Source organism: Pseudonocardia sp. SID8383 (genome assembly GCF_009864975.1).
Classification (GTDB): Bacteria; Actinomycetota; Actinomycetes; order Mycobacteriales; family Pseudonocardiaceae; genus Pseudonocardia; species Pseudonocardia alni.
In genome coordinates, this window is record NZ_WWFY01000310.1 from 1 (window position 1) to 2,908 (window position 2,908).

The 2,908-nt window shown below is 76.1% G+C and carries 2 protein-coding genes; both read right to left on the reverse strand.

Features of this window, described 5'->3' with window-relative positions:
• Positions 1-1,498, reverse strand: a 1,498-nt coding sequence (locus GTW08_RS07660; protein ID WP_161151666.1) for a type I polyketide synthase, incomplete at its 3' end; no start/stop codon positions are given.
• Positions 1,499-1,518: 20 nt separating this feature from the next.
• A partial coding sequence (locus GTW08_RS07665; protein ID WP_161151667.1) for a beta-ketoacyl reductase occupies positions 1,519-2,908 on the reverse strand: 1,390 nt, incomplete at its 5' end.

Consider the following 2,908-nt stretch of genomic DNA (forward strand, 5'->3'; position numbering starts at 1 on the left):
CCTGGTCGCGCAGGGCGGCGGGGGTGCGGGCCGAGACCGTCCAGGCCAGCGCCTGCGGGAGGCGGGCGGCGGGCTCGGCGGCGGGCTCGGCCGGGGCAGGCGCCTGCTCGACGATCACGTGGGCGTTGGTGCCGCTGACCCCGAAGGAGGACACACCGCTGCGCCGCGGCCGCTCCACGGCCGGCCACGGGCGCGCCTGCGTGAGCAGCTCGACCGCGCCCGCGGACCAGTCGACGTGGGTCGAGGGGCGGTCCACGTGCAGTGTCCTGGGCAGCTCACCGTGCTGCATCGCCATGATCATCTTCATGACCCCGGCGACACCGGACGCGGCCTGGGTGTGTCCCATGTTCGACTTGACCGAGCCGAGCGCGAGCGGCCGCTCGCGGTCCCGCCCGTAGGTGGCGAGGATGCTCTGCGCCTCGATCGGGTCGCCGAGCGGTGTGCCGGTGCCGTGCGCCTCCACGGCGTCGACGTCGCCGGCGGACAGCTCGGCGTTGGCGAGCGCGGCCCGGATGACACGCTGCTGGGACGGCCCGTTCGGCGCGGTGAACCCGTTGGACGCGCCGTCCTGGTTGACCGCGGACCCGCGGACGACCGCGAGCACCGGGTGCCCGAGACGGCGGGCGTCGGACAGCCGCTCCAGCACCAGGATCCCGGCGCCCTCGGACCAGCCGGTGCCGTCGGCGCCCTCGGCGAAGGCCTTGCAGCGCCCGTCGCGGGCCAGCCCACCCTGGCGGCTGAACTCGACCAGCGACCCGGGCGTCGACATGACGTTGACGCCGCCGGCCAGGGCCAGGGAGCTCTCGCCGTTGCGCAGCGAGGCCACGGCGAGGTGCAGCGCGACCAGCGAGGACGAGCAGGCGGTGTCGACGGTGAGCGCGGGACCCTCGAGCCCGAGGGTGTAGGACAGCCGCCCGGACACGGCGCTGGCGGCGATCCCGGTGCCGACGTCGCCGGTCGCGTCGTCGAGCGAGCGGACCACCAGGTAGGCGTAGTCCTGCCCGTTGGTGCCGATGAACGCGCCGGTGCGGCTGCCGCGCAGCCCGGCCGCGTCGATGCCGGCGCGCTCGATCGCCTCCCAGGCGGTGGTCAGCAGCAGCCGCTGCTGCGGGTCCATGGTGACGGCCTCGCGCGGTGAGATACCGAAGAAGCCGGGGTCGAAGTCGGCGACCCCGTCCAGGAACCCGCCCTGCATGCTGATCTCGGTGTCGCGGGCGTCGGTGCCGCCGGCGTGCAGCGCGTCGAGGTCCCAGCCACGGTCGGTGGGGAACCCGGAGATCACGTCGGTGCCGGCGGCGACCATGTCCCAGAGCGCCTCGGGCGAGTCGACGCCCCCGGGGAACCGGCAGCCCATGCCGACGACGGCGATCGGTTCGGTGGCCGCGGACTGCAGCATCCGGTTCTGCCGGCGCAGCCGGTCGGTCTCCTTCACCGCGGCGCGGAGCGCGGTGACGACGTCGTTGCCACCGGCGGTGCCGGACGCGTGCTTCTCGTTCATCGTCTGTTCCCTCACTCGCGCTACAGGTCGTCGGGCCGGCCGTCGAGCGCGGCCCGCACCAGGTCGTCGACGGACATCGCGTCGACCTCGCTGCCACCGGGACCGGTCCCGGTGTCGTCGTCGGCTGCGGTTTCCTCGCCGCGGCCGACGAGCCGCAGCAGCGGCTCCAGCACGCCGAGCTCGCGCAGCCGTTCCAGGGGCACGGTGGCCAGTGCTGCCCGGATCCCGGCCTCCTCGCCGTCGGCCCCGGTGTCGTCTCCGGCCAGCTCGTCGAGCAGGTACCGGGCGACGGCGGCGGGGGTCGGGTGGTCGAAGACCAGCGTGGCCGGCAGGCCCAGGCCGGTGGCGGCGCCGAGCTGGTTGCGCAGCTCGACCGCCCCCAGGGAGTCGATCCCGAGGTCACGGAAGGACCGTTCGGCCCCGACGTCGTCGCTGCCGGGATAGCCGAGGACCTGCGCGGCACGCGACCGCACCAGGTCCACGACCGTGTCCAGCCGCCGCGCGGGCGGCAGTGCCACGAGCGTCGCGGCGAGGTCGTCCTCCGCCGCGCCGGGCCGGGTCCCGGCCCGGCCGGCGACGAGCTCGGCGTAGCCGGGGAACTCGCGCAGCAGCGGGCTGGGGCGGGTGCCGCCGAACGCGCCGGCGAACCGGTCGAGCTCGACCTCGGCGACGACCGCGGTGGGCGCGGTCCCCGCGATCAGGCGGAGCATGGTCTCGACCGCGAGCGCCGGGTCCATCGCACCGATCCCGGTGCGGCGGGCCGCGTCGTCGGCGGAGCCGGCCCCCGCCATTCCGCCGCCGCCCCAGACACCCCAGGAGATCGAGGTGGCGGCGTCGCCGCGGGCCCGGCGCTGCTCGGCGAGCGCGTCGAGCACGGCGTTGGCCGCGGCGTAGTTGGCCTGACCGGGGTTGCCGACGGCCGAGGACGCGGAGGAGAACAGGACGAACGCGTCGAGGTCGAGGCCGCGGGTCAGCTCGTCGAGCAGCAGCGCCGCGGTGACCTTGGACCGGAAGACCTCCCGGTACCGCTCGGGGGTGAGGCGGTCCAGGATCCCGTCGTCGAGCACGCCCGCGGCGTGCACGACGCCGGTCAGCGGCCGGTCGGCCGGGATCGCCGCGAGCACCGCGGACAGCTGCCCCCGGTCGGCGGCGTCACAGGCCGCCACGGTCACGCCCGCACCGAGTGCCTCCAGCTCCGCACGCAGTCCGTCCACACCGGGAGCGTCCGGGCCGCGGCGACCGAGCAGCACCAGGTGCTGCGCCCCGTCGGCGGCGAGCCGTCGCGCCACGTGCCCGCCGAGGGCACCGGTGCCGCCGGTGATCAGGACGGTGCCGGTCGGGGTCCACGCCGTCGTCGTGTCCTCCCGCGGCGGGGCCGGGACGAGCCGCCGCGCCAGGACCGCGGCGCCG